Genomic DNA, 26,561 nt, shown 5'->3' with positions numbered 1-26,561 from the left:
TGCCTCAAGCGTTTTTACTTGTGGATTTACGAAGATATTCAGGTTTCTTCGCAAATTTAAGAAATCCAGACGATGTTAGCACACCCAAAATAACCATAATTGTTCCAAGCATTTGAAAAATTGACACTTGCATTCCTGTCAAAATGGAGAGGATCATGGTTACTACTGGAACAAGGTTAAAGAAGATGGAGGTCCTTGCCACCCCAATAATCTCCATTGCTTTGTTCCACCAAAGATATCCTAACACGCTTGTAAAAATGGCCATAAATAAAATGGCTCCCCAAGCAGACATAGTAACGTTTGATAGCGGTGGACTTGGTGAATTGATTGCTAATAGAGCAAGGCAGACGGCACCGATCATCATTGTATAAGTGGTGTTCTCCAAAGAAGAACTGGCTTTTACATACTTTCGCCCCAGTACCCCATATAACGCCCAGCAGACATTCCCTATTAAAATCAGTACATCACCCTTAGAAAAGGAGAGCGTACGGATAACCTCCCATGATCCATGAGTTAAAACCAATATTACGCCAAAAAGGGCAAAAATAATTCCGGCAGTTTGCCATTTGGTTATCTGTGTTTTTAGAATAAAATAAGCCAAAACGCTTGTAACCAAAGGATTTGTAGCCATTATTAATGCCCCATTTAATGGAGAGGTATGTTTCATTCCAAAAAAGAAAAAGGCATTAAAGCCGAAAATCCCAATTACCCCTAACAAAATGTAAATGGGACCGTTTTTCCGAATCACCGCCCATTTCACTTTCTTTTGTATCACAAGGATAGAGACCATCACAATAGCAGCAATACCAAATCGCCAGCCTGCAGCACTAGCGGCTGAAAAATAATGAACAGCGTATTTTGCAAGGTTAAATGTGGCACCCGTAACAATAGCAAAACCCAGTAACATCGCAAACACTTTACGGTTCATTTTTTCGCCCTCTATCTAACATTTCTTGATAATTTTCCAGCTTTTCTTCCGTTAGCTGGATGACCATCTCAATTTCTTTCTTTTGCTGCTCCAAAGTGAGTAAATGCTTTTGTAAAATATTCATCCGTTTTTGTACCTTCGGAGTTCTTTCTTGCTCGGAATCCTCACTTTCCAACAAACACCCATCCAGCAAAAACTCTCGGATCTCTTCTAAGGACATTCCCGTATTTTTAAGCACCTTCATAAACTGCAGCAAGCGAATATCGCCCTCTGTATATAGCCGTTTTCCACCATGTCTAATGGGTGACGACAATAACCCAATTTTTTCATAGTATCGTAAAGTATGTGCAGTAAACCCTGTTTCCTTGGCAACCTCTGAAATAGTAAACATTTAATTCCACCTCCTCTTTACATGCTACAACTTAGAGTTAACTTTAAGTCAAGAAAAAAATTTGGGGATCGAAGATATGCAGTTAGTGCACCAATTGTTTCATTTATATATTCATTTGTACCGCCGGGATAGAATTTATATAATAATAACTGTCTAAGAGATATAGAATGGAGGAAAATATGAAGATTAAAGCAGTGATCTTTGATTTTGATGGAACGATTATTGATACGGAAACGATTTGGTTTCACGTATTTCAGGAATTGCTGGAAGAGAAGTTCAAACTGGATTTGCCGCTTGAGGAGTTTGCAAAAAGCATCGGCACAACAGATGATGAGTTCTTTCAATACATTGAAAACCAAACTGGAATGAAAATGAATCTTAATGAAATAAATACATTAGCAAAAGAACGATTTTTAGAAAAAAAGGGTATTTTAGAGGTTCGTGAGGGTGTAAAGGAAAAATTGGATGAAGCCAAAGGGCTTGGCTATAAGATTGGACTTGCTTCTAGTTCATCTAGGGAGTGGGTAGAAGGATTCCTTAGACAATTTGAACTTTGGGAATATTTCTCCGTCATAAAGACAAGTGAGGATGTAGAAAAGGTTAAACCTGACCCAGAACTTTATCTAAAAGCTTTAGAAGAATTACAAGTTGAACCGCAAGAGGCCTTGGCGATTGAGGACTCGGTTAACGGAGCCTTAGCTGCCATTGAGGCCGGGATGACATGCATTGTTATTCCAAATCAGGTTACTGCCTTTTTAACCTTTCATGAAAAAGCCATGCGCTCTGAAACATTTGCTGACTTTAGCTTCGAGCAAATAAAATGATCATTTCACTACCGAAATGACTGCTCAAATAACTAGACTGCCGCGATTTCCTCGGGCAGTCTAAACTTCCCCTATCAAATCAGGATGTTATTCAATATTTCCTCTTGATGCTCGCCTTTTTTAGGCGGTGGAGCAACCGTTCCCTGATCAACGTCGCTGTGCATTTTAACCTGGCAATCTCCCCAAGAAGAAGCAAATACTAGTTCCTTCTCTTTAAAATATGGGTGCGCGCAAAGTTCTCCCACCTCAAGCACTGGCGCCATACAGCAATCAACCTTTTGGGCAAACTCAATCCACTCATCAAAGGTTTTACTTTTAAAAAGGGCAGACACTTCCTGGAACACTTGGTTTGTCTCCACTGTGTTTGAAAAATGGGCTGCAACCCAGTCCTCACGACCATGTGCTAGGCAAAAGTTCAGCCAAAATTTTGGCTCTAGTGCTCACAAGCTCATATACCTTCCATCCATTGTTTCATAGATGGCGTAGGAAATAATACTTCCGCTAAGGACATTAATGCCTGTCCCCTGACCTGTTTCTTTTTCAACCATGACATGGTTACCGAGCAATGACACCAGTTGATCTGTAATTGAAATAGAATGATAGCTTCCTTTTCCAGTTAATGACCTTGAAACCAGCCCTGCCAGAATTCGCTCATTTGCTGCAAACCCGCCCAGATAATCTGCGATTGTAATCGAGGGATGAACCGGTTTCCCCGTTTTATCTTTAAGCTGTGCCAGTACTCCGCTTAATGCCATATAATTGATGTCATGGTTGCCTAGCTTACTAAGGGTTCCGTTCTGTCCATATCCGGAAATAGAACAGTAGACAATATCAGGCTTCACTTTCTTGGCAGCCTCATATCCAAGGCCCAGCTTCTCCATTACTCCAGGCCTGAAGCTCTCAATCACAACATCGGCAGTGGCAATTAATTTTAAAGCTGTTTCCATGCCTTCTTTATCCTTCAAATTTAGGGTAATACTTTTTTTCTGTCGGTTGTTTGCGAGAAAAACAATCCCATTTCCCTGTTTGGAAATGCCGGTATTCCGAGCGGGGTCTCCCCCAGGTGGTTCCACCTTGATAATTTCTGCTCCTAATTCCGCTAACCGTAACGTTGCAAAAGGTCCCGGTAGATAGTTCGTAAAATCAATGACCTTTATTCCTTGTAACATATTCAGGATCCTTTCCTATGAACTCTTTGGGGTAAATAGTTCCTCCAGCTCCTTACGGAGAACAAATTTTTGGATTTTCCCGCTGGCATTCCGCGGCAATGCTTCACAGAACATATATTTCCGCGGCCGCTTATAGTTTGCAAGACTATCACTATTTTTGCAGAATTCATCTAATTCTTGCTCCGTTACAGTCGGATCTTTTTTCACAACAAATGCTGAAACCGTTTCACCCCAGCGATCATCAGGCTGGCCGACAATTGCGACATCTAATACCCCGGGATGTGCGTGCAATACATCTTCCACTTCACGTGGATAAATATTTTCCCCACCGCTAATAATCATGTCATCAACACGGTCATTTACAAAAAGGAATCCATCTTCATCGAGATAGCCAATGTCGCCCGAATGGTACCAACCTTTATACAACGCGTTTTCCGTCGCTTCTTCGCGATTGAAGTAACCGATCATCATACAAGGACCCTTCACAATGATTTCACCCGTCTCCCCTGTCGGCATCAAATCATCGGGCTCCGATGGTCCATCTTCCCTTGTGCGGACAATCCGGATATCGTGATTAAGTGCCGCTTGACCAGCAGAACCCGCTTTCTTTAATTGATCATATTCTGACAAGAAAGTTATGGCTGGTCCCATTTCAGTCATCCCGTAGGCTTGAATTAAAGAAATGCCTAGGCTATCGTGTAGAGCATGCACAAGAGAGGGAGCCATTGGAGCGGCACCGTATAAGCCTTGCTTGAGGCTTGATAAATCATATTGACTTAAATCTTCCTGGAGGAGCATATTCCACATCGTCGGTGCGGCAAAGAACCTTGAAATTTTTTCCTTTTCAATTAAGGATAGAATTGCTTTTGGATTGAATTGGTGCAGAATAACATTTTTTGCCCCTATTTGGACCCTTGGCAGAAAGGCACAATGCAGTTCGGCGCAATGGAACATCGGAGCAGTTACGAGGCCAACATCCTCTGCCTCCACCTTTTGGGCGGCAATGCAGAGCATGCTTTGGTCCACCATGTTGCGGTGGGTGTGCATGACCCCTTTAGGTCTTCCTGTTGTCCCGCTTGTATAAATAAAGGCATAAATATCATTTTCATTGACTTCCACTTGAAGCTCTTCTGTCGATGCGGAGCTGAGTTTTTCCCGATAACAAGAGGCATACTCCGGTTTTTCCTCATCGATGAACCAGAAGGCGACCTGATCGAAGCGATTAGCAACTGCTGACACAACTGGCTCTAAGCTTTTTTCAAAAAGAACAACCTTTGGGGTTGCATCCGCTAAAATATAAGCCACTTCCTCGGGTGTGAGTCGGAAATTAATTGGATTAAAAATAGCGCCGATTTTAGCACAGGCAAAAAAAGCAGTTCCTAATTCCTCGGTATTAAACATGAACGTGGAAACACGGTCGCCCTTTTTCACGCCTTCACTTACTAGAGCATGTGCAAGACGATTGACCTGTTCGTTCCACTCCTTGTAGGTGTATCGGACATTTTTCCGAACATCATACAAAGCATCTTTATTGGGAAACCTTTTTACTGTTAATTCAAAGATTTTTCCGATTGTCGTGGTCATTTTGTACAGCCTCCATTTTTAGGTTTTGGAGGGCAATCGGGGGAGACCGATTGCCTGCATTAACTCCGAAGAATATTTTTTTAGAAAAGGTTTATGATCTTTGCTTAAAATAAACTTACTTATGAGGAATTAATCGTTAAAACTCGATTGGAACAGGAACCTGGTACCCATTTCCAATCCGTTCTTACCCAATATTCCGGTTTACTCGCGAATTCAATTCGTGTTGATTAATCTAACCGTTCAATAATCGTCGCGTTTGCCATGCCGTGGCCTTCGCACATTGTTTGCAATCCGTAGCGGCCGCCGGTTCGCTCAAGTTCATGCATCATCGTCACCATTAACCGCGCGCCGCTGCCCCCTAATGGGTGACCAAGGGCAATCGCACCGCCATTCGGATTAAGCTTCGCCGGGTCAGCACCAGTATCCTTCAACCAGGCAAGCGGCACTGGTGCAAAGGCTTCGTTTACTTCAAATACATCGATATCGTCAATCGAGAGCCCTGATTTTTCCAAAGCCTTTTGTGTCGCAGGAATCGGTCCAGTCAGCATCAGGGTCGGGTCTGAGCCAACAACCACGCGTGTATGAACACGGAAGCGAGGTTTCAGTCCAAGTTCTACGGCCTTTTCACGGGACATAAGTAATAGGGCGGCTGCTCCATCACTAATTTGGCTGGAGTTTCCGGCATGAATGACACCATCTTCCTTGAAAGGGGGCTTCAAACCAGCCAACGTCTCAAGCGTGGATCCCTTTCTTGGGCCTGAATCATCTTTGATGACAGCTGTTATTCCATCTGGAAGTGTTACTTCAAGTGGAAAAATCTCTCTAGTAAAATAGCCTTCCTCCTGTGCCATTAATGCTTTTTGATGACTCTCAAGCGAAAATTGATCCAGTTGTTCACGCGTAAAGCCATAGTTTTCGGCTATGCGCTCAGCTGACAAACCCTGATGGATCATTTCGTATTTTGCTTTTAATTCTGGGCTAAAGGGCTCTTCAGCACCTTTGTAGTTAGAACCCATCGGAACACGGGACATACTTTCCACACCGCCAGCAATAACCACGTCCATGTCACCAGCAAGGATTGCCTGTGCAGCAAAATGAACAGCTTGCTGACTTGAACCACATTGACGGTCAATTGTGGTACCTGGCACCTCAATGGGGAAACCGGCGATTAAAGCGGCAACTCTGGCAATATCACCCGCTTGTTCCCCTGCTTGAGTCACACAACCTAAGATGACATCATCAACGATAGCAGGATCAATACCGGCACGGTTCACCAGCTCTTTTAACGTTAATCCTGCCAAATCATCCGGACGGATATCTTTTAAAACACCATTCCTTCTTCCCACCGGGGTACGAACACCCTCAACAATCACCACTTCACGCATATTCATCTTCCTTTCTATAAAAACAGAAATTTTATGTTTCGGCTTTGAGAATTGTCCAGCTCCAAGCGCCATCGGCTAGTGTCCTTCGCACTCCGCCCTACGATAAGTCAACATCGGTTCACTATGTTCACCGTGTTTCCTTTATCTCAGTTGGAGCGCTCCAGGCCATACGCCGATAAACAGTCGCTTTTCGCTTTTCCTATAATCCTAAATTTTTAGCAATAATCGTTTTCATAATTTCATTTGTACCGGCGTATACACTGGAGACTGGAATATCACGGAATCGTCTCGCAATCTCGTATTCTTCCATATATCCATAGCCGCCATGGAGCTGCATGCATTCAGCCGCAATCTTCTTTGCGATGTCAGTTAATTTCCATTTGGCCATTGACACTTTTGTCACAACATTTTTTCCTTCAATATGTTCGGCAATTAATTGGTCGAGGAAGGCTCTGCTCATTTCAATGTCGGTAGCCATTTCGACAATTTTAAACTGGGTATTTTGGAACTGACCTATAGGCTTTCCAAATGCTTCACGACTTTTAACGTAGTCAAGAGTCATTTTCAACATCACTTCCGATGCCGTTTGCGCCCCAATCGCGACAAGAAGCCGTTCCTGTTGGAGTTTTTCCATTAAATAAAGGAAGCCCTTTCCTTCCTGACCAAGTAAATTTTCCTTTGGGACCCGGCAGTCTTCAAAAATCAATTCCGCTGTATCCTGACAGTGAAGCCCCACTTTATTCAACTTTCTGCCTCTGGAGAAACCAGGAGTGCCCCTTTCAATCACTAGCAGGCTGACCCCTTTATGCTTTGGCACTGCTTGCGTGTCGGTCTTAACTGCAACCACCACAAGGTCGGATTGGATCCCGTTTGTGATGAACGTCTTTTGACCATTGACGATATAGTGATCACCCTCAAGCCGGGCAGTTGTTTTGATGTTGGCAAGGTCAGAGCCTGTTCCAGGCTCCGTCATCGCAATCGCCGTAATGATTTCGCCGGTGACACACTTTGGCAGCCAACGCTGTTTTTGTTCTTCCGTCCCATAGGCAGTAATGTAAGGGACAACGATATCATTGTGAAGCCCGATACCAATTAGTCCAGAACCTACACGTTCAAGCTCCTCATTAATAACAACAGCAAATCCCCAATCAACCTCACTGCCACCATACTTTTCATCAATATCAGGGCATAAGAAACCTTGCTCCCCCATCTTCGTCCAAAATGACCGAGGAATCATCCGGTCTTCTTCCCATTGTTCATAAAAGGGATATGCTTCTTTTTCCAAAAACTTTCTTAACGATTGCTGAAAAATTTCATGATCTTCGTTTAAATATGGATGTTTCATATATTATTTCCTCACTTTCTATTAAAAGCGCTTACATTAAGTCCTATCATTACTCATCTAATTCATTTTTTGTCGTAATTGATATTTTAGAATTTTCCCGGAGGCATTCCGTGGCAGCTGTTCCTCAATAAAAATCCTTCTAGGAACCTTATAACCTGCTAATTTCTCACGGCAGAAGCTTCGTAATTCCTGTTCATCAATCACAGCGCCTTCCTTTGGTACAATGATCGCACAGACTGCCTCGCCCCATACCTCATCCGGTAACCCGATAATAGCCGCATCAAGGATAGCTGGATGTTCAAAAAGAACCCCCTCTACCTCAACAGAGTAAACATTTTCCCCACCCGAGATTATCATGTCTTTTTTCCGGTCAACTAACGTGATATAGCCTTCGTCGTCAATCGTTGCCAAGTCACCTGTATAAAGCCAGCCACCCTTCAACGTGCTCTTCGTTTCCTCCGGCTTTTTATAATATTCCTTCATCACCATCGGACTGCGGACTATAAATTCACCAATCACCCCAGGTAATACATCCTTACCCTCTTCATTCACAACCCGTGTTTCAGTCATGAAGATTGGTTTTCCGCCCTTGCCAAGATGTAGCTTATGTCCCTCTGGATCCAGGAGAATTCCACCTGGCCCCGCTTCGGTCAAGCCACAAAGATTATAAAATTGATCGGTTTTAAACAGCTGCATGCTTTTTTTCACAAGTTCCGGAGCCATTGGTGCAGCTCCGTACCCAACCCTCTTAATAGAAGTTAGATCGTAATCATCGGCATTCGGAACTTGAAGCAAAAAGTTATACATAGCTGGTACGGCAAATAGATGGGTAATTTTATGTTCTTGGATCGCTTGCAGTGTTTTAACCGGGTGGAAATCACGATGGATAATATGGGTCGCGCCAAGGGCAACTCCAGAAATAAGGAACAGGTTTAATTGTGCCGAGTGGAACAGTGGCGCTAAATGAAGGATGCGCTCGTGCTGGCATATCTCCATATTAATAACAACGGAAATGCCAACTTTAAAAATTTGACTATGATCAAAAAGGGCTCCCTTTGGACGTCCTGTTGTCCCCGAAGTGTACAAAATTTCGACATCATCTTTTTCAGAAACGTCAATATCGGGCTCTTCAGTACAATCCGCTAGAACTTTTTCATAGGAATCGAAACCTACTGTTTCCGGCTCACCAACTGTAATGACCATACGGACAGCAGTATCCTTTTTCGCTTCGACAATAATTTGTTCAAATTCCTTATCGCACACCACAATGGCTGCATCTGACTGGTCTAAAATGTATTGAACCTCTGTAGCAGTCAATCGGAAGTTCACTGGGACTGCCACAGCACCGATTTTAGCAGCAGCAAAAAAGGTAAAGACAAAGTGATCCGAATTCTTCATCATGATCGCAAGCTTGTCACCTTTGTTCACGCCTCGCTGCAGAAGTCCGTGAGCAAGCTTGTTTACTTCTTCATTAAACCCGCGATATGTGTAGCTTCTGCCTTCACACTCGATTGCTAGTAGCTCTGGAAACTTTCGGGCACTCTGAGATAAGAGACTTCCAATATTCATATTTAGATCCTCCCTTTTTTTAAAAAAAGATTCTCTATGAATCATGCAATTATTATGCCAATATTGCGAAAAGAGAAAACATAGCTTAACTGCAGCCGTATAGGACATTAGATGATTATTGTCTACACACTGTAGGCATTTAGGTGTCCGATTACTGGACAGGTAAACAACTATGTTGGTAGATTGTATTTCTTAATTTTTTCATATAAACCCGAACGGCTGATTCCTAGTAATCTAGCGGCTTGGACTTTATTTCCCTGTACCTGTGCAAGCGCTTTTTTGATTGCCTCGAGTTCAGCATTTTCGACCATTGATACATGAACGGCTGGTTCTCTAAGCGGAACCTGCTTAAGTAAATAATCCGGCAAATCCTCGTATCTAATTTTTCCAGTTTCGGAAAATGTCATCGCCCGTTCCATTACATTTCGTAATTCACGGATGTTTCCCGGCCATTCATAGCTCAGCAGTACTTCTCTTGCTTGCTCCTCGATCCCTGTAATACTTGTACCTAAAATTTGATTAAATTCAATCATAAACTGACCAATTAAATGGTCGACATCATATGGACGATCGCGCAGCGGCGGAATATGAAGCGATATGACGTTAAGACGATAATATAAGTCCTCCCTAAAAAGGCTTTCCTTGACCATTTCTTCTAAATGTCTGTTCGTTGCCGCAATAATTCGGACATCTACTTTTATCTTTGTTGTACCGCCAACCCGGTAGAATTCTCGTTCTTGAAGTACCCGAAGCAGCTTGGCTTGCAAGGTTAGGGACATGTCACCAATCTCATCGAGAAAAAGTGTCCCACCGTTGGCCAGATCAAATTTCCCAAGTTTACCTTTTTGTTTAGCACCGGTAAACGCCCCTTCTTCATAGCCAAAAAACTCTGATTCTAGCAAATCTTCAGGAATAGCGGCACAATTTACGACGACAAACTTCCCCGAGCTTCTCGCACTGCTGTTATGTATGGCGTGAGCAAACAGCTCTTTCCCTGTACCGCTTTCGCCGCGGATCAGCACGGTTGACCTTCCTTTCGCTGCCTTCGCTCCGCTCTTCTTCAACTTTTCCATGATTGGATCTGTGCTAAAAATATGCTCCCAGGTGTACCGGGCTGTTTCTGATTTCTGGTATTGCTGGTGGTAAAAGTTCGCTTTATTTTCTGCCTTTTGCAGCTTATTGAATAACTCGCTTACCTCATTTAATTGGCGGAAAACTACCTTTCCAATTGCCCCGATGACTTTTCCATCTCCAAGGATGGGGATGCGGTGAACGATATATTTAATCCCATTGATTTCTAAAAAGCCGCTAACCTCGGCTGTTTCTGATTCATAAACGTTTTCTAGCTTAAGTTGTGGCAATACACGGGCCGCCTGCTTGAACAGCACCTGATCTTCAGGAAGGTTAAATAATTCCAAGAGCGGTGGACTGACCATCGTGATGACTCTCTTTTCATCAGTCATGACGATTCCATCGAAGGCATGGTCAATCGCTGTTTCTAATGTCCTCTTTAATTTTTTGATCGTTTGCAGTTCTTGTGAAGTTTGCAGCAATGACATCACCATATCCGTTTTCGTCAGGATCCCAACGACACGATTCTGTTTATCGGTGACCACCCCGGTTCCAACCTTACTTTCTTTGACAATCTCTTCAATTTTGTCATACGGTGTATCAACACTTATCTTTTCAACCTGTCTTTTTATGTATCTTTTAATTGATGTGGTTAGTGGTGTTTCTTCTATTACCATTTGCTGGAGGCTGCTGCGAGTAAAAACACCAACTGGATGGCCGCTTGCATCTGTAACAGGAAGAAGGTTCCACTTCTTTTTATGCATTAGGGTAATGGCTTCTCTAAGTGTCGTTTCTTCAGTAACGATAAAATCAACTGGTGTAATAATATCCTTAAATTGGAGCATGTCTTCACTCCCTACTTTTTACATATCTCTATTGTAGCAAAAATCTAGGATCTTTTTGAATATTTTAACAATATAAAAATTAAAATGAGAAACTTTTAAACACTTTACTAATAGGTATGAAGAGAGAATTTATTGAGGGGTGATTTGATGAGCGAAAAAGGCTGTATAAAATGTGGCAGCAATGAAACTGGTACGAAAGATGTGGCGATGACTGGAACGGGGCTATCAAAAATGTTGGATATTCAACACAACAAATTTACGGTAGTTTTTTGCAAGAAATGTGGCTATTCGGAGTTTTATAACAAGAAATCCTCAACGGCCTCGAATATCATTGATCTGTTTTTAGGAGGCTGAATTTTAAAGGGACAAAGAAGGGCAATTAAACCCTTCTTTGTTTATCCAGGCTAGTACTTATTTGTATTTCTATTTAGGATCTGACAGTTGTAACTCTTTCACTAGTAAACTTCGGCAGATAATCTCTATGTGCTTCAATTAAGTCATCACATAAGGAGATGATATCATCCATTGATAACTCCGCAGCCGTATGAGGGTCAAGCATGGCTGCCTGGTAAATATATTCCTTATTCAAAGTCATCGCTGCTTCTATTGTCAGCAATTGTGTATTGATATTGGTGCGGTTTAACGCAGCAAGTTGTTCAGGAAGGTCGCCTACATATGTTGGTACGATTCCACTGCGATCCGCTATACAAGGCACCTCTACACACGCTTTCTCCGGAAGATTGCTAATGAGTCTGCCCGTATTTAGGACATTACCGCCAAATTTAAATGGAACGTTCGTCTCGATTGCTTCAATAATACGTGAACCATATTCTCTAGAACGCATATGATCCAATGATTTATTATGAACCAGATCCTCCCTCATCGCCGTCCAATCATTGATTTGCTTCTCACAACGGCGCGGGTATTCATCAAGCGGTATATTAAATTTTTCAATGAGTTCAGGGTATCTGGATTTAATAAAATATGGATGATATTCGGCGTTATGTTCAGATGATTCCGTTATATAATAGCCGAACTTATCCATAAGCTCGAACCGGACCATATCCCCATGCTTCGTCTTTTGTTTTTCCCTTGCTCTCCTCTTAATCTCAGGATACAAATCTACTCCATCTTTACTTACCTCAAGCAGCCATGCCATGTGATTGATGCCTGCAATTTTTTCCTTCACACCTGTCGGATCCATTCCTATTGCCTCAAATAATTCTTTTGTACAAACTTGGACACTGTGGCATAAGCCAATTGTTTTAATATTGGTATAGCGGTTCATCACACCTGTCAAAACGGCCATTGGATTTGTATAATTCATGAATAGTGCATCAGGACATACTTCTTCCATATCCTTTGCAAACTCAAGCATGACAGGGATTGTACGCAGGTTACGGAATATCCCTCCGATTCCTACCGTATCGGCAATAGTTTGTCTTAAACCATACTTTTTTGGAATTTCAAAGTCGATTATAGTACTCGGCTTATAGCCTCCCACCTGAATTGCGTTGATTACATATTTTGCACCTCTTAGCGCTTCTTTTCGTTCCAGATACGCTTTGATCTTAATGCTTTTGCCTAGGCTTTCCTTTAAATTTTTCAGCATCTGCTCAGAATCCCGTAACCTCTGTTCATCAATATCAAATAACGCAAACTCAAATCCATCTAAAGCATCAACGAACATGCAATCACCTAGTACATTTTTTGCAAAAACGGTGCTTCCTGCTCCAAGAAATGTAATTTTAGCCATAATGAATGATCCTCCAATATAAGAAATTATTTTTGAAAAAACTTATCCTTTAACCGAGCCAGAAGATAACCCTTTAACAAAGTGCTTTTGCAACAATAGGAAGAGGACAGCCATTGGTAGGACAGCCATGATAGCTGCAGCCGCAACCAGATTCATTCGGTTGGCATTTTCTCCAAAAAATCCAGCTAAAGCAACAGTGATCGTTTTGACTTCCTCTGCCTGAAGGAAGAAAATTGCAAATTGATAGTCGTTCCAAATGAAAACACAAGCAATAATCAGTATCGATGCTGTAACAGGCTTCAAAAGCGGAAATACGATCCTAAAGAAGATTCCGAGTGTACTGGCGCCGTCGATTTCTGCTGCTTCTTCCAATTCCTTTGGGATCGTGGAACGAATAAATCCCGAATACAGGAAAATCGTTAACGGCAGGAATGACGCAACATTATTAAGAATGGCAATTTCATGCGTATTCATCATCCCGATATCGACCACAAGCTTATACAATGGTACTAATGCCGTTAATGGCGGAATCACCATGACGGCAACAAATAACATGAACACAAACTTATTCAGCCTGGTTTGCCTTCTTGCAAGCGGATAGGCAGCCATTGATCCAAAAATGACTAACAGCAGGGCTGAAAAAAACGTAATAATTGTTGTATTAGTAAGCGCACTTCCCAGATTCGCCGTTTCCCAGGCCTCTGAAAAGTTTTCAAATGCCAACTTCTCTGGAAAAACCCATTTGGAGCTAAAGTCACCTCTTGCTTTAAACGCCGTAGTAATCAGGATATAGAAAGGAATTAAATGAAAGGCTGCAACCAAAAGAGCGATTGTGGATAGAACCCACTTTTTCCTGTTATTCATATAGTCCATTATGCTTCTATCTCCTTCCGTTTGAAGTACACAAGCGCGGACAGGCTTAGAATTAAAATGATTACTGCCATAAACACTCCCTGCGTCGCGGCATATCCGGCATCCTGGCGGTTAAAATACAAGTCATACATAAAGGTGGACATGGATTGTGAGGCATTTCCAGGTCCTCCGCCTGTAAGCGAAATTATCACATCGAATAACTTCAAGCCGCCGATGATATTAATAACCATGTTAATGGTGATAGATGGCATTAACATTGGGAGCGTAATCCTTTTAAATTGCTGAAAGGAAGAAGCCCCGTCAATTTGCGCTGCTTCATAGAAGTCTTTTGAAATACTTTGCAAACCTGCGAGATAAATGATCATTGCGATCCCAACAAACTGGTAGGTGTTGACGAAAACAATCAGCCAAGTATTAATTGAAGGATCTCCTAATGCATTGATTTTCTCCAATCCCAACGAGACCAGTAGATCGTTGAGTGCTCCGCCTTGAAACGCAAAGAAGAAATAAAATATGTACCCCATGATGAGCGGGCTGATAATGACAGGCAGGTAAACAACCGTCCTGGTAAAAGACTTCATTCGAATGCTTTGGTTCAACAATAGAGCATATCCGAGGCCCATTATGTTTTGTAGAACTGTACTGCCAATTCCATATAGTAGGGTGTTTTTCACAACAAGCCAGGTGTCAGGGTCTTTAAACATCCTGGTATATTGATCCAGCCCAATATAGTCATAAGTCTGAGAAAAACCATTCCAATTAGTAAAGGAAATTTTTATGCCGTTGATAAATGGGTAAAGGATAAAAAAGCAGACAGCAGCTAGAGCTGGAAGATACATCCACCAAAGCGAGGACCCTTGCCGCTTTCTAAGCCTTTTTTCTACCTTTACAGATGGGTCGGCAATCGTTTCTTTTCTTGTTTCCACTCCGATCAAGGTCATCGCCTCCTAGTCATGGCTAATAAGTTGTAGAATAGGAGGGGATGATCACATTCCCCTCCATCCATCTCACTTCATCACTCTATGGATCACTTCTTCTGTTCTAGCAATCTCTTATATTCTTCAGCCATTTTTTTCGAAACCTGTTCTGGTGACATCTTTCCAGAAAGCAACTCCTGCCCTGTTCCTCCCATTGGATCCCACATTCCGCTCGGTAAATAGACACGGTCAAAGTAAGGCTCTACCTTAACGTCTTTATACTTTTCGTAGTATTCAGAGTAATAGTTTTTCGATTCTGTATTCGTTAAACCTGCCGGCAATGAAGTTCCTTCCGCAATTTCCTTTACCATTTCAGGCTGAGAGATAAACTCGATAAACTTTTTCGCCTCTTTTTTCACTTTTGAATCCTTCCATACCGCTAATGTATGACGCTCGCCGCCAATCCAGCTTGGCTTATCTCCTTCGTAGATAACAGGCATCGGGACTACACCAAGCTTCACTTTCGGATTCAGTTCCTCTACGGAAGGACCGAGCATGCCTCCACCAACGATAAAGCCAATTTTATTTTGGGCCATTAAGTCAACCATCTGATGGTTCTGGGCAGTCAAGACATCTTCATTTAGAAGTTTCTTATCATGCATTTCCTTTAGTTTTTCTGGTAGATACGTATAATTAGACCAATCAAAGGTTCCATCAAGCAGTTCCTTTTGGAAATTTTTATTAGCTGTAATTAATAATGGTGTTGCAAATTGATCAAAATACTGCCCAAACGCTGATTTATCTGAGCCAGCGAACCAGAGTGGAGTCACTTCTCCTTTGCCTTTCTTCTTAATAGTTTCTAATGCTGCCATGAATTCATCGAATGTCGTTGGCGGCTCAATTCCATATTCCTTTAATAGACTAGCATTATATGTGAGTCCGTCTTTTGCTTGGTTGAGAGGATAGGCGTAGACTTTGCCGGTTTCGTCTTTTAAGATTTGGTCAAGTGCTGGGTCTAGATCCTTTACCCAGTCCATATTCTTTAGATCTTCTACGTACTCCCCATATCGGTTGATGGCCCAACCATGGGTATCAAATAAGTCTGGCATATCATTGGCAGCCATTTTCACCCGTAACATTCCTTCATAGCCATCAGCTGGATAATTTTCTTTTATATCAATATCAGGATTTTCCTTCTCAAACTTTTCAACCACTTTCTGCAGTGTTACTTTATCTGCTTCATTGGTCACAGTCGAATACAAGGTTACAACCGTCTTATCATCTTTTGCTTCCTTACTGCCTGCAGCTTTATTACATCCTGTTACAATCGTTGTTAATGCAGCCGCAATGGCCACCGTTTTTAACAGTTTTTTCATCAAAACGCCCCCTCAATATATTTTCAGAAAACACTGGGTACTTTTACCCAATAAATGAGTTAGTCCTCTTGATGGTATTCGGGAGCATCTATATAATAAAAGGTAGCTCCCTGTCGATGGTGGAGTTAACTGTTTGTAGCCCCTATTGAAGTGATGGCAGTCACTTTTCAATCCTGGTACTAGCATTATTGCTGTGCCGGGAGGGCTATTACCAATGAGAAATCTATCATTCGCTTTTCCAAAAACCACCTCCTAAAAGACTACAATTCTATTTTAACTACTTTCTCCTGCAGCTTTCCCTGACCACCAATTCCGTTGAGACCTTTACAGTTAATGGAATATCTCTGCCGTTAAGACGGTCTAGTAAAAGTTTTACCCCTATTCTCCCCATCTCCCTAGTATGCACTCTGATTGTCGTCAAAGGTGTACTGGTGAATTTCGCTGCTTCAATATCATCAAATCCGATGACAGCTATATCTTCGGGAACCTTAAGATTAGCTTCCTGTAAAGCCCGTAAGGCACCAATTGCCATTGGATCACTAGCAATAAAAAATGCCTCGGGAAGTTTGCCCGCACCAATCGCCTGCTTCATTAATTCATAGCCCTGGACCATCGTATACTCACCAATAAATACGACCTCAGGATCAAACAACTCTTTGTCTTTCATGAACCGCTCAAAAGTGGTGTGACGTTTATCCTCCGAATTGAATTTCTTATTTCTGATATGATCTACTTCTTTCCCCCCAATATAGCCAATTCGTTTGTAGCCGGTATCTAGTAGATATTTCAAAACCTTTTCTGTAGCTTTTTCAAAATCAATCACAACCGCGTCATATAGGTCCTCGTTTGGTGAATGATTAATATAAACAACATCCTCTACTTTACTGATAGATTTCAACGCCGTCTCTTTAATTCTCCCAACGACAATCAAGCCATCTAGCCCATCAATCATTTGATTAGCTTCTGTTTCATTTAACCGGAACGTCGCCGTATTAATTCCAAACCTTGCCAGCTCCATTTCAATGCCTTGGCGGATGGATAAAAAATATGGGTCACTAATCTCTTCATCCAGAGATTGGCATAGTACAATTCCTACACTTAATTCTTTTCCTATTGCCTGTTGCTTTTGCTTCATTCGTCGTTCAACAATCGTCTCGTATCCAAGCTCTTTCGCAACCTGGAGAATACGTTCTCTGGTTCCAGGCTGGACAGTAATCGTATCATCATTATTCAAGACCCTTGAAACAGTAGATGCAGATACTTTAGACTTGTCCGCGATATCCCTAATTGTAGCCATCTATTAACCCTCTTTATCTTTCAAATGGTAACCCCAATAAAAAATTGCCTATAATTCACTAAATTATTTACTAGATACAATAAAATAATAGCATCCATAGAAAGGGCTTTCAAGTAATATTTTATTTTTTCTGATAATTAATTACTAAACTATTCCTTGGCATAATAAACTTTTAAAATACCTCAATTGTATATATTTGTATTTTTTTATTTATTAATTTTTAGTAATATATTTACTTATAGATATGGTCCTCCGTTTGAAGGGAGAATTAGGCTTGTATCAACACCTATCCATATAAAAAGAAAAAGGGAAAGCCATCGCTCTCCCTTTTTTGACTTTTATTTTGGCTGCATGCGGATTGCACCATCGAGTCTGATGGTTTCTCCATTCAGCATCGGATTTTCGATAATACTTTGGGCGAGCTGCGCATACTCGTTTGGATAACCAAGCCTCGAAGGGAACGGCACCATTTTCCCAAGTGAATCTCTTGCTTCCTGCGGAAGGGTATCAAACATTGGTGTATGGAAAAGTCCTGGGGCGATGGTCATCACACGAATTCCATAACGAGCCAGCTCTCTTGCAATCGGCAGGGTCATTCCGACAATCCCCCCTTTGGATGCACTGTATGCAGCCTGGCCGATTTGTCCATCATAGGCTGCAACCGAAGCAGTATTGATAATAACACCTCGCTCGTTTTGATCATTTACTTCATTACCCACCATTTTCTCAGCTGCCAAACGAATCACGTTGAAGGTGCCGATTAAATTCACATTGATCACCTTTGAAAAAAGTGCTAGATTATGTGCGCCATTTCGACCAAGTACCTTCTCAGCAATACCAATCCCGGCACAATTCACAACCGTATTGACTCCCCCCATAAATTCAGCGGCTTTATTAACCGCTTCTTGAATATCCTCTTCCTTTGTTACATCAGCTTTTAAAAATAATGTATCCTTCCCTAATTCGTTTTGAAGCCGCATACCGTTTTCTTCTGATTGGTCAAAGATGACGGCTTTGCCCCCATTTTGGACAATAGTGCGGACTGTAGCCTCACCAAGTCCTGATGCACCACCTGTCACAACAGCAAGACATTCTTGTAATTTCATAAATTCGTCCCCCTCATATTATTTTCTAATACTAAATTGCAAGAATTATGCCAATTGATATCATAGCAATGATCTCAGATATTCTTGTAGTTTCCTATTTCCCATGTATATGTGTTGGACAGTCTTTAATAAAAATGCTCAAAAATTGGACAGTAAAAAAGGCTGACTCCCCTTAATTAAAATGAGATGCCAACCTTTTTCTTAGAAACTACTTTATCCCCTAAATCTTGGCCATTATCGATGTTAGCCTTTACCAAACTAACTATGTCTTTTCTCTCAGGTCCTTTTGCATATTTTGTAGAATGATATTTATTGAATATTCAAAATCTAGGATATTATAATAGAATTTGTAGGAAAAATTACATAGTAGGAGGGTAATTAATTTGAAATTCAAACGACTATCTATTTTATTTGCATTTATGTTGATTATAAGTACATGCTTCTCATCATTGGCTTTTGCTGAAACTGATGTCAGGCCCAATCTAGTTTCACTGGGGGATTCGATTACATATGGATGGAACCTTGAAAAGGCAACCGATCCTACAAACGCACATCAATCCCAAAAGGCCTTTCCATATTTAATTGGAGATGGGAATTATGTTGTTGGAAAAAACATTAGCGGTGGGGGCTGGACTTCAGGACAATTGTTAACAGAAATACAAAAACCTGAAAATCTAGCAGCAATTCATCATGCTGATGTTATTACATTGGATATTGGAAGCAATGACTTCTTACAAAATAAAGACATAAAAGCTATAATTGGTAATCCTACAACGCCAATTGACCCAGTAGCTTTCAGTAAAACTATTAATGATATTTCAACTAACCTATTTTCAAATTTAGGATTAATTATCGGTACTATTAAATCACAAAATACCGATGCTCAAATCATCATTTACAATATTTACAATCCGTTTTCAAGTACCTTAGCAGCGCTTTATCCCGTTGGGGAACAATTTCTTCCTTTGGTGAACCCAGGATTCCAAGGTATAGCTGCTCAAACAAAATCGCTATATGCCGATGCCTATTCTGCTTTTAAAGGTAAACAAGCAAATTATATTTTCCCAAATGGTGACGTCCATCCCAATGAAGAAGGACAAAAGGTTTTGGCCAGCTTAGCTACAGGAGTACTCGCTGCACAAGTTCCTGGAGAAATCACTGTTGACTTAACCCCATTCACGACAGAAACTACTAAGGATCCTGTGACTATCACTATTACCACCACTACTAAGAAAGCTCTTGCGATGCAATGGCTAGAAGGCGAAAAGACGGTTGCTGATTTTGCAGAAGTTGGGACGGGTACTACTATTACTGAAAACAAGTTCCAAGTAACAAAAAATGGAACTTACACTGTTTATGTCAGAGATAGTAAAGGTGCCAAGTCTGTTAAGACCATCAAGATTGAAAATATTAAAACAGATGATGTTGTTCCTAATCCTGGGAACACTCCAGACCCGACTCCAACGGATACGAGCAATCCAAACCCTGCTGATACAAGTAAGCCAGCTCCAACAACAACGAATACTCCAGCACCAACAACCGTAAAAACTTCTGTTGTTACTACTGGAAACAAGCTGCCAAATACCGCATCTCCTATGTACAACTATCTGATCCTAGGTCTTGGATTCCTTCTTGCTGGATTCGCAGCCACGATATTTCAGCAGGCTCGAAGAAGAAGAATGATTTAACATTATGGTCGCCTTAAGCAATAGGGTTAGGTCCCCTCAAGGAGGACTTAACCTTTTTTTCTGGAAGCTAACCATTTTTATGCCTTTCCTTAACTCCCTATTATTATTAAAATAAAGTTAACTATACGGACTGGAGGAATCATGGTATATGAAGAAGATACTCATCACCCACAATCTTGATCAAAAGTATATCGAACAAATAGCATCGGTTATCCCCGATTGGGAACTAATTGTTAGCAAAGATAAAGAAATCTATCAAAAGCATGCCAAGGATGCTGAAATCATTGCCGGCTGGAAGAAGGGCCTGGAGGAACATTGCCTCACACCTCATTCCAACCTAAAATGGCTGCAAACCTGGAGTGCCGGGGTCGATTCCTTGCCACTTGAAACCATACAATCGAAAAATATTACCTTAACAAGCGCAAATGGCGTTCACGCCTATCCCATTTCCGAAACCATTTTTGCCTTAATGCTTGGCTTAACCCGAAAAATCCATACCTATGTAAAAAACCAACAAGCGCATACGTGGCACCACGCCCATATGGGATTAGAATTGCACGAGAAAACGATTGGAATTATTGGTGTGGGGGAAATTGGAAAAGAGACAGCGAAAATAGCCAAAGCCTTCGGGATGAAGGTTCTTGGTATCAGGCACTCCGGGAAGCAGGCTGACAATGTGGATGAAATGTATACCCCAGACCAATTAAATTCGCTGCTGCCAAAGTGTGATTATGTCGTTGTAACCCTGCCGCATACAAAGGAAACTCATCAATTATTTGGTGCTGAGCAGTTTGAGCAAATGAAATCAAGCGCCTTTTTTATTAATATCGGCCGTGGAGAAATCGTTGTGGAAGAGGAGCTTGTCGAGGCAATACAGGGGGGAACCATTGCTGGTGCCGGTCTGGATGTATTTGAAACAGAGCCATTACATACGGATAGTCCGTTCTGGGAAATGGAAAACGTCATTATAACCCCACACACATCAGGCTCTACTGAGTTTTACACGGAGCGTGTGGTCGAAAACATCTTAATCCCTAATTTAAAGGAGTATATTTCAGGTAAAACTCCATCTATCAATCTTGTTGATATTTCAAAAGGATATTAAACGCAGAAAGCAGTGGACTTCAACATGAAATCCACTGCTTTATTTATCGCTTTTTCTTTTTGGCATTATCGACCACAAATTTACTTTTCTTAACGACTTCTACCACCACTTGCACATGAACAACTTTTTCATCCACGTTTGTAATACTGGTGACTTTTGCTTTGCGGCCTTTAATTTTTACGTCTTCCCCCTCGGTTGGAACGCTGTTTAGAAACTGACTTAATAACAAATTCTTTTTTTCAAAAAAATGAACTGCAAACATATTGTTCTCACCTATTTCAAATGGAATGTGTGTATCCTTCCATATAAAATATAGGAGTTTTGATAAATTTAGACCATGATCCTGTTAATTGATATCGACTTTTTCTACATTCCTAAAGGAAAGGTAGGCAATAAGACAGCCAATTAGAGCTAAGGCTATTGGGATCGCAATAAAGGCAAAGAGATTAACGCCGTCCGCTGAAGACGATGTTAGCGACACCATAATGATGGCGGTGACGATGGTGGTAGGCACAGATTTTTTTCTCATTCCAAAATAAAGCGGGATTAATGCCATACCAGCCGACGCAATGGCTTCAAGAATCATTTGAATCAAGCCATTTTTTAAGACCTCGGCGGTCAATTCCTTCGGCATAAAATGTAAATAGGAATCGACTAAATAAAATAAACTGCCAATAATTAAATTGGATAACACAATCGTAAAAAAGGTAAAGCAAGCAACAATCACTAACTTGGCAATCATGATTTTTTTTCGACTAATGGGATACATAAACATGAGCGTAATCGAATTGCTCTTATACTCATCAATGATGATTCTAGAAATAAGCACCGCAGCAAAGATGATAAATGTGGGCCGGATAATACTGTTAAACGCGGCAAAAGCCATTTCATAGCTGCCAAAAGCCAGCGTCCCTTCACTTTTTTCCATAAAATAGATCAAGCAGAGCAACCCCATGATAACTAAATTTGCAATACCAACTGCTTTTAGATAGGAAAATAGTTTAAACTTCTTTATTTCAAGACTGATTAATTTACGCACTGATCCCGCCCCCATTGATTAAAGTTAGGAAATAATCCTCAAGTGAATGATTCTTTTTATTGATTTCCTCGATCATAACGTCGTTTAAAATTAATGCTTTCGATATTTCTGATTGTGAAGCTCCCTTATCGTAGATTCTAAAACATGATTCGCCGACCACTTTAAAATTTGTCAGGTGTAGAATTTCGTCAAGGACATAAAACGCTTTTTTCACATCGTTAACCACGAGTTCAATATATTCGGTATTTTGTTCGTGGATTTCGTTTATCGAAACTTCTTTAATTAATTGGCCGTCACTGATCACGCCAATAGTATCGGCAATTTGCTCCATTTCACCAAGGATATGTGACGAGATTAGCAACGTAATCCCATATTCACGGCAGAGCATATGGAATAAATCACGCAGTTCTTTAATCCCCACCGGATCGAGACCATTAATGGGTTCATCTAGGATTAAAAGCTCCGGCTTGGTAATAATGGCGCGTGCAATTCCGAGGCGCTGTTTCATTCCAAGTGAGAAATCTTTCACTGATTTATTTTCAATATCCTTTAATTTAACTAAATCAAGGGCCGTATCAATCGCCTTTTTGTCGTAATACCCCATATATTCGCAGTGTAGCTCGAGATTTTCGCGGGCCGTTAACCGATCATAGAAAACAGGATATTCGATAATGCTGCCCATCCGCTTTAACACTTCATAAGAGGTGTTGGTAAGCTTTTCACCAAATATTTCAATTTCACCGCTCGTTGGCTTTACTAGATTTGTCAGCATCTTCATGATCGTTGTTTTCCCTGCTCCGTTCGGACCAAGAAACCCGTATATTTCGCCTTTTTTCACCCTCATATTGACATTTGAAACCACTTCCTTGCCCTTATAAGCTTTGGTCAGTTGGTTTGTTTTAATCATGTAGCTCATATAGTTCAGCTCCCCTTCGTCTTATCTAATTCCTATTCTAGTCAGCAGAGTTTTCTTTTTTATTAATCAAATCTTACGAAATTCTTAAGTTAAAAAAGGGCAACTCATTATCCTGAGGCACCCTTAGCTGTTTTAATATGTAATTCGCTTTACTTGCACGGTAAAGGTTGTTTTTTCATAGGGTTTGCTGTTTAGAAAAATGTGGCCACCCATCTTTTCCACAAGGCGTTTAGTTATGGTAAGGCCAAGGCCGCTTCCCTGATAAGATTTATTTCGCGAATCCTCTAGTGTGTACATTCTTTCAAATACTAAATCCTTGTGTAGCTCACTAATTCCTTTTCCTTTGTCCCAGATGTCAATGAAAACATACTGTTCATCACTTCTGAGTGTCAGACCCAAGACTTTCCCTTCTCCACCATATTGAATGGCATTGGAGAGCAAATTGTTCAAAACTCGGTCAAGTGCTTCCCCATTTCCAAGTGCATATTGAATTGTTTCTGGGAGCTCAATCACGACGTCAAAGCCTTTTGCGGATAAAACCTCATAAAACTGTAAAATATTTTTCTGGCAAACTTCGTTCATGTTCACCCTTGTAAGTGGTAAATCTTTATCTCCGGATTCAAGCCTTGCTAAATCAAAGAACTTCTTAATTAGGTCTAAAACTTCAACGGTTTTGACGTTGACCTTTTGCAAAAGTTCCTTGGTTTCTTCGTTTGTTCTGTTGGGATTATTCAACACAATCTCGATATATCCGAGCACAACAGTCAACGGTGTTTTTAAATCATGCGAAATGTTAGAGAGCATTTTCCGCATCGATGCCTCCATTTTATTGTAGCTGGCCATCATTTTTTGATTATGTTCTAGGAGACGGTTAATTTCGATTAATATCTGCTTTAATTCCTCATCCCCCGTATGCACCAACAGCTTTTCATCCGTTTGATTATCGATTATCTGCTTTAGTTTTCTGTGTATGTACGTGAAATTTCTCTTTTCATTTTTTCTCACATTATATTGATAGAAATTAAGGGCTGCCAATCCGATTATGACCATGAGAAAAAAAATAACCATCGTTTAAAACTCCCCAAGTTTATAGCCGATACCCCATAATGTTTTAATGTACTTTGGTTTGGATGGGTCATCTTCGATCTTCTCCCGTAATCTTCTCATATGTACGTTTATCACATTTTCATCACCATAATACTCATCTTCCCATACCAAACTATAAATTTGTGCCTTGGTGTAGACCCTGCTCGGATGTGAGATAAATAGTTTTAGGATATGAAACTCTTTTGCCGTTAGCTTGATGTCACTTCCATTTTTAAGTAAGGAGAAATTATCAAGATCAAGTATCAATTCACCGACTATCAGCACATTTACTTCCTGCTTTTGTTCTGTTCGTGAATAGTGGGTCGCCCTTCTGATGGCCGCCTTCACTCTAGCCGTTAGCTCGATCATCGAAAATGGCTTGGCAATATAATCATCCGCACCAAAGCCGAGACCCAACGCTTTATCTAAGTCCCCATCCTTTGCTGACATAATCAGAACTGGTATCATGCTTTTCTCTCGGATGATTTTTAAAAATTCCATTCCATCCAGCTTTGGCAGCATTAAATCAAGGAGAATCAAATCAAATGTGTCGTTTGCAAAAACCTCTAGCGCCTCTTCCCCATCAAACGCAGGCACGACCTCGAATCCCTCTCTGGTAAATTGACCTTTTACCATCTCGCTGATGGCCGCATCGTCTTCTACTAATAATATTCTTTGTTTCATTATATCCTCCACTTCTTTCATTCCAATATGGTTAATTTCCATATTCTCACTGAAAAATCCTCTTTTCTTGCTACGTTCTAAAGCAAGAAAAAAGGATTACCAAGAAACTACTGAGTTAAAACAGCTAATCCCAGCCAACCGACTAATAAAAAATTGGGAATAATCACCAAAGTGGCCAACCAAATCACTTTCTTTGTTATGAATTTTGCCGCACCCAGATAAAGGAGTGGAAAAATCAGCCCCCATATGTGGAAACGTGGTGTGGCCGCCAGATATAACGACATAGGTAATAGAAGGAATGAAGATAGAACAAGGAGTTTGGGATTCCTAATATTTATGGCAATAATGGAGAGGATTAGTGAGGCAATCGTACACGGCCAAAATAATAACTGCATAAGGCACCTCCAGAATGATTACGGACATATTTTTTTAAAAGACCAACCAATTTTATTCCTTATATATTCGGTGATCCATAGAAAATAACCTGCCATTTATTTTATTCAATAAAAAGGGCAACCCTCATATTCAAGAGTTGCACCAGTTTTCTTTTCTGATTTAACTTCAATCCTTTTGGCTTAATCCACTAACCGAACTTTCTCAAAGTGCTCCACTGTTGGAAATGGATCATAGAAATGATGTAATAGTTTCTTCCATTCTTGATACTCACTAGATTGCCTGAATCCAATCGTATGGTCTTCTAGGGTTTCCCACTTTACCAGCAGCAAGTATTTCCCGTTAACTTCCATACAACGCTGTAATTCGTGGGAAACGTACCCCTTCATCGAAGAGATAATTGCCGATGCCTGTCGGAACGCCTCCTCAAATTCAACTTCCATCCCGTGTTTAACCTGAAGTATTGCCGCTTCCACTATCATGGTATCCACCCAAATCTAAATAATCACACCAAATACAAAAACACCAATCATTATTAACTGAATGATCGCTTTGGCGAAGGTGCCGCTAAAAAAGGCAATTAAAGTAGCAAACGCCACTTTAATCGAATCTTGGAATGTTTTCTTTTGCAACATTTCCGCTAGTAGGACTAAAGAAAATGGTACAACAATCACGCCAAAAGGTGGTATCACAAAGCTGCCAACAATTAATCCAATTGTTGCAGCCCTCGTCCCCCACTTAGATCCTCCAGCTTTATCGACAAAGTGAAGATTCACTAAATAATCTGCTAAAAATAAGAGAATAGTCAATAACCCTAACATAGTCCATGTGATCCAGGAAAGCTCATGTGAATTTACCCCAAAGTGATATAACACCACGCCAACCCAAATCAACAACACTGAGGGGATAATCGGATAAATCAACCCGACAAAACTAAAGATAAAACACGCAATAATAATAACCCAAAATAGGATGTCCAGGATATTAATCACCTCATAGTTCATTATAGCGTCCATACCAACATTATCAACTTCATAACAATCGGGTTGTGGTAGTGATTGTTACATCTTTTGTGCAATTGTGGCTTAAAAGGTGTATTTGGAGGTCACCATGAATTTTGTGCCAAGAGATGAAGGAAAAGCGGTCCTATTTGGAAGGACGTTTCCAGTTTTTGTAGAATTGTTTCTCTAATTTGTAGAATAAGTTTCATTTTT

The 26,561-nt window shown here is 40.9% G+C and carries 25 protein-coding genes and 1 pseudogene; 4 read left to right on the top strand and 22 right to left on the bottom strand.

The window, feature by feature from the left end; genetic code table 11:
- Positions 1–4 precede the first annotated feature (4 nt).
- Positions 5–928: a DMT family transporter gene (locus RCG19_RS14240; protein WP_308107684.1), complete on the bottom strand. Its 924-nt coding sequence runs from the start codon at positions 926–928 to the stop codon at positions 5–7.
- Positions 918–1,319, bottom strand: a complete 402-nt coding sequence (locus tag RCG19_RS14235; RefSeq protein ID WP_308107683.1) for a MerR family transcriptional regulator — start codon at positions 1,317–1,319, stop codon at positions 918–920. The genes RCG19_RS14240 and RCG19_RS14235 overlap by 11 nt, the downstream gene beginning before the upstream one ends.
- A 179-nt stretch (positions 1,320–1,498) precedes the next feature.
- Between RCG19_RS14235 and RCG19_RS14230 the strand changes: the two genes are divergently transcribed.
- The gene (locus tag RCG19_RS14230) at positions 1,499–2,143 is read left to right on the top strand and encodes an HAD family hydrolase (RefSeq protein WP_308107682.1); all 645 of its coding nucleotides are present in this window, start codon (positions 1,499–1,501) and stop codon (positions 2,141–2,143) included.
- A 74-nt stretch (positions 2,144–2,217) separates the two neighbouring features.
- On the opposite strand, the pseudogene RCG19_RS14225 reads toward RCG19_RS14230, so the two are convergent.
- The 6 genes and pseudogenes from RCG19_RS14225 to RCG19_RS14200 all read right to left on the bottom strand — a co-directional run bounded on the left by RCG19_RS14225 (position 2,218) and on the right by RCG19_RS14200 (position 11,111).
- A pseudogene (locus tag RCG19_RS14225) lies at positions 2,218–3,312 on the bottom strand (CaiB/BaiF CoA transferase family protein).
- A gap of 15 nt (positions 3,313–3,327) precedes the next feature.
- Complete coding sequence (locus RCG19_RS14220) at positions 3,328–4,896, bottom strand: fatty acid--CoA ligase (protein ID WP_308107681.1); 1,569 nt, start codon at positions 4,894–4,896, stop codon at positions 3,328–3,330.
- Positions 4,897–5,123: 227 nt separating this feature from the next.
- Positions 5,124–6,281: a thiolase family protein gene (locus RCG19_RS14215; protein ID WP_308107680.1), complete on the bottom strand. Its 1,158-nt coding sequence runs from the start codon at positions 6,279–6,281 to the stop codon at positions 5,124–5,126.
- A gap of 199 nt (positions 6,282–6,480) precedes the next feature.
- Positions 6,481–7,626 carry an acyl-CoA dehydrogenase family protein gene (locus tag RCG19_RS14210; RefSeq protein ID WP_308107679.1) on the bottom strand — a complete coding sequence of 382 codons (1,146 nt, stop codon included), beginning with the start codon at positions 7,624–7,626 and terminating at the stop codon, positions 6,481–6,483.
- Positions 7,627–7,683: 57 nt separating this feature from the next.
- Positions 7,684–9,195 carry an acyl-CoA synthetase gene (locus tag RCG19_RS14205; protein ID WP_308107678.1) on the bottom strand — a complete coding sequence of 504 codons (1,512 nt, stop codon included), beginning with the start codon at positions 9,193–9,195 and terminating at the stop codon, positions 7,684–7,686.
- Positions 9,196–9,365: 170 nt separating this feature from the next.
- The gene (locus tag RCG19_RS14200; protein ID WP_308107677.1) at positions 9,366–11,111 is read right to left on the bottom strand and encodes a sigma 54-interacting transcriptional regulator; all 1,746 of its coding nucleotides are present in this window, start codon (positions 11,109–11,111) and stop codon (positions 9,366–9,368) included.
- A 147-nt stretch (positions 11,112–11,258) separates the two neighbouring features.
- Between RCG19_RS14200 and RCG19_RS14195 the strand changes: the two genes are divergently transcribed.
- Positions 11,259–11,465 carry a zinc ribbon domain-containing protein gene (locus RCG19_RS14195; protein ID WP_308107676.1) on the top strand — a complete coding sequence of 69 codons (207 nt, stop codon included), beginning with the start codon at positions 11,259–11,261 and terminating at the stop codon, positions 11,463–11,465.
- 73 nt (positions 11,466–11,538) lie between these two features.
- Here RCG19_RS14195 and RCG19_RS14190 read toward each other — a convergent pair whose 3' ends face one another.
- The 6 genes from RCG19_RS14190 to RCG19_RS14165 all read right to left on the bottom strand — a co-directional run bounded on the left by RCG19_RS14190 (position 11,539) and on the right by RCG19_RS14165 (position 18,436).
- A complete protein-coding gene (locus RCG19_RS14190; protein ID WP_308107675.1) occupies positions 11,539–12,867 on the bottom strand; it encodes an alpha-glucosidase/alpha-galactosidase in 1,329 nt (442 codons plus the stop codon).
- Between the two features lie 42 nt (positions 12,868–12,909).
- On the bottom strand, positions 12,910–13,740 hold the full coding sequence (locus tag RCG19_RS14185; RefSeq protein ID WP_166244290.1) for a carbohydrate ABC transporter permease: 831 nt from the start codon (positions 13,738–13,740) through the stop codon (positions 12,910–12,912).
- A complete protein-coding gene (locus tag RCG19_RS14180; RefSeq protein WP_308110999.1) occupies positions 13,740–14,579 on the bottom strand; it encodes a carbohydrate ABC transporter permease in 840 nt (279 codons plus the stop codon). Before RCG19_RS14180 ends, RCG19_RS14185 begins: the two co-directional genes overlap by 1 nt.
- 188 nt (positions 14,580–14,767) lie before the next feature.
- Positions 14,768–16,033: an ABC transporter substrate-binding protein gene (locus tag RCG19_RS14175; RefSeq protein ID WP_308107674.1), complete on the bottom strand. Its 1,266-nt coding sequence runs from the start codon at positions 16,031–16,033 to the stop codon at positions 14,768–14,770.
- Between the two features lie 277 nt (positions 16,034–16,310).
- Complete coding sequence (locus tag RCG19_RS14170; protein WP_166244284.1) at positions 16,311–17,330, bottom strand: LacI family DNA-binding transcriptional regulator; 1,020 nt, start codon at positions 17,328–17,330, stop codon at positions 16,311–16,313.
- 338 nt (positions 17,331–17,668) lie between these two features.
- Positions 17,669–18,436 (bottom strand): 3-hydroxyacyl-CoA dehydrogenase, encoded by a 768-nt coding sequence (locus RCG19_RS14165; RefSeq protein ID WP_166244282.1) that lies wholly within the window; start codon positions 18,434–18,436, stop codon positions 17,669–17,671.
- A 383-nt stretch (positions 18,437–18,819) separates the two neighbouring features.
- On the opposite strand from RCG19_RS14165, the gene RCG19_RS14160 reads away from it, so the two are divergent.
- Both RCG19_RS14160 and RCG19_RS14155 read left to right on the top strand, forming a co-directional pair.
- Positions 18,820–20,124 carry an SGNH/GDSL hydrolase family protein gene (locus RCG19_RS14160; RefSeq protein ID WP_308107673.1) on the top strand — a complete coding sequence of 435 codons (1,305 nt, stop codon included), beginning with the start codon at positions 18,820–18,822 and terminating at the stop codon, positions 20,122–20,124.
- A gap of 148 nt (positions 20,125–20,272) precedes the next feature.
- Complete coding sequence (locus RCG19_RS14155) at positions 20,273–21,229, top strand: D-2-hydroxyacid dehydrogenase (protein ID WP_308107672.1); 957 nt, start codon at positions 20,273–20,275, stop codon at positions 21,227–21,229.
- 43 nt (positions 21,230–21,272) lie between these two features.
- Here RCG19_RS14155 and RCG19_RS14150 read toward each other — a convergent pair whose 3' ends face one another.
- From RCG19_RS14150 to RCG19_RS14115, 8 genes are all read right to left on the bottom strand, one after another.
- Entirely contained in the window at positions 21,273–21,491 is a 219-nt protein-coding gene (locus RCG19_RS14150; protein WP_308107671.1) for a hypothetical protein, read from the bottom strand.
- A gap of 84 nt (positions 21,492–21,575) precedes the next feature.
- Positions 21,576–22,268, bottom strand: coding sequence for an ABC transporter permease (locus RCG19_RS14145; RefSeq protein WP_308107670.1), 693 nt, complete (start codon positions 22,266–22,268; stop codon positions 21,576–21,578).
- Positions 22,261–23,184, bottom strand: coding sequence for an ABC transporter ATP-binding protein (locus RCG19_RS14140; protein ID WP_308107669.1), 924 nt, complete (start codon positions 23,182–23,184; stop codon positions 22,261–22,263). Before RCG19_RS14140 ends, RCG19_RS14145 begins: the two co-directional genes overlap by 8 nt.
- Before the next feature lie 132 nt (positions 23,185–23,316).
- A complete protein-coding gene (locus RCG19_RS14135) occupies positions 23,317–24,252 on the bottom strand; it encodes a sensor histidine kinase (RefSeq protein ID WP_308107668.1) in 936 nt (311 codons plus the stop codon).
- Between the two features lie 3 nt (positions 24,253–24,255).
- Positions 24,256–24,954: a response regulator transcription factor gene (locus RCG19_RS14130; RefSeq protein ID WP_308107667.1), complete on the bottom strand. Its 699-nt coding sequence runs from the start codon at positions 24,952–24,954 to the stop codon at positions 24,256–24,258.
- A 107-nt stretch (positions 24,955–25,061) separates the two neighbouring features.
- A complete protein-coding gene (locus tag RCG19_RS14125) occupies positions 25,062–25,349 on the bottom strand; it encodes a hypothetical protein (RefSeq protein ID WP_308107666.1) in 288 nt (95 codons plus the stop codon).
- A 180-nt stretch (positions 25,350–25,529) separates the two neighbouring features.
- On the bottom strand, positions 25,530–25,829 hold the full coding sequence (locus tag RCG19_RS14120) for an antibiotic biosynthesis monooxygenase family protein (protein ID WP_166244264.1): 300 nt from the start codon (positions 25,827–25,829) through the stop codon (positions 25,530–25,532).
- Positions 25,830–25,844: 15 nt separating this feature from the next.
- Complete coding sequence (locus tag RCG19_RS14115; protein ID WP_308107665.1) at positions 25,845–26,351, bottom strand: DUF456 domain-containing protein; 507 nt, start codon at positions 26,349–26,351, stop codon at positions 25,845–25,847.
- Positions 26,352–26,561: the final 210 nt, after the last annotated feature.

The organism is Neobacillus sp. OS1-2, from assembly GCF_030915505.1.
Taxonomy (GTDB): domain Bacteria; phylum Bacillota; class Bacilli; order Bacillales; family Cytobacillaceae; genus Neobacillus.
The sequence above is the reverse complement of the archived record's forward strand: the minus strand, read 5'-3'. Positions and strand labels throughout refer to the sequence as shown.